This window comes from Actinoplanes sp. NBRC 103695 (assembly GCF_030269485.1).
Classification (GTDB): domain Bacteria; phylum Actinomycetota; class Actinomycetes; order Mycobacteriales; family Micromonosporaceae; genus Actinoplanes.
Window position 1 is genome coordinate 1 of sequence record NZ_BSTL01000101.1, and the last position, 1,514, is coordinate 1,514.

Below are 1,514 nucleotides of genomic sequence, written 5' to 3' on the forward strand. Positions count from 1 at the left end.
CTAGACCCAACGTCGTTCAGTTAAGCCGGTGTGGTGATCGTCAAGGCGTGTCTGAGACGTAAGCAGCGGAGCTCCTGTATAGAGGGTGGTCACTCTAAGACGCCCTGAACACGGGAGCTCCGCTGGCTGATCAGATTGCCATAACCCGAACGGTGGCGGTAGCCGCAGGAGTGTTCGCGCCCGGTCATCTGGGCGAGCTGACCCGGCTCATACCGTTCGAGATGGTCGATGACGTCTTGGCCACGACCCGGCGCACGCAGTCACGGGTACGGCTGCTACCCGCCCGGGTCGTGATGTATCTGCTACTCGCGGGCTGCTTGTTCGCTGATCTGGGCTACCGGCAGGTCTGGGCGAAACTTGTCAGCGGTCTGCACGGCCTGCCGATCGTGGTGCCCACCGGCAGCGCTTTACGTCAGGCCCGGCAGCGTCTTGGCCCGCAACCGGTGCGGGCGTTGTTCGACCTGGTACGCGGCCCGGCCGTCACCACCGCCACGCAGGTGCGGTGGCGGGGCCTGCTGCTGGCCGCCATCGACGGCACCACCCTGGTCGTCGCGGACTCACCGGCTAACACCAGCCGATACACCAAACACCGCTGCAACAACGAGACCAGTTCCGGTTATCCGCAACTACGGCTGAGTGCCTTATTGACCTGCGGCACCCGCTCGGTGATCGATGCCGTGTTCGACCCGGTCAACGTCGGCGAACTCGACCAGGCCCGCGCCCTGGCCCGCAATCTGCAACCGGGGATGCTGCTACTGGCCGACCGCTACTACGCCGCCGCGGAGCTGCTGAGCACCATCGCCGCGACCGGCGCTCACCTGCTGATCCGCGCCAAGGCCAACCGCCGGCTACCGATAATGCGACGCCTGAACGACGGATCCTGGCTGTCGCGCATCGGCACCCTGACCGTCCGGGTCATCGAAGCCCAGATCAGCATCACGACCACCCAAGGCACCCACACCGGGCACTACCGGCTACTGACCACCCTGCTCGACCCCCACACCCACCCGGCAGGCGAACTGATCCGGCTCTACCACGAACGCTGGGAGATCGAGACCGCCTACCTCGAACTCAAATCCTCGATCCTGGGCGGACGCGTCCTACGCGCCCGCACCCCCGACGGCATCGAACAAGAGCTCTACGCCCTGCTCATCGTCTACCAGTTGCTACGCACCGCCATGACCGACGCCACCGACAGCCAGCCCGGCGTCGACCCCGACCGAGCCAGCTTCACCACCGCCCTGAACACCGCCCGCGACCAAATCGTGCACGCCGCCGGGATCATCACCGGCACCGTCATCGACCTGGTCGGCGTCATCGGCGCCCAGATCCTGGCCAACCTGCTGCCCGAACGCCGGATCCGCACCAAAACCCGCATGATCAAACGCTCAAACAGCAAATACCAAGCCCGCGGACCAAACATCAACCGGCGCAGCTACCAAGCCACCACCAGCATCGCCATCATCATTCCCGACCCTTGACCACCACCACAGAGCCTTAACTGAACGACGTTG

1 protein-coding gene is annotated in these 1,514 nt (G+C 65.1%); it reads left to right on the plus strand.

Annotated features, from left to right (window positions below; genetic code table 11):
• Positions 1–152 precede the first annotated feature (152 nt).
• Entirely contained in the window at positions 153–1,481 is a 1,329-nt protein-coding gene (locus QSK31_RS48430) for an IS4 family transposase (RefSeq protein WP_285691982.1), read from the plus strand.
• Positions 1,482–1,514 lie beyond the last annotated feature (33 nt).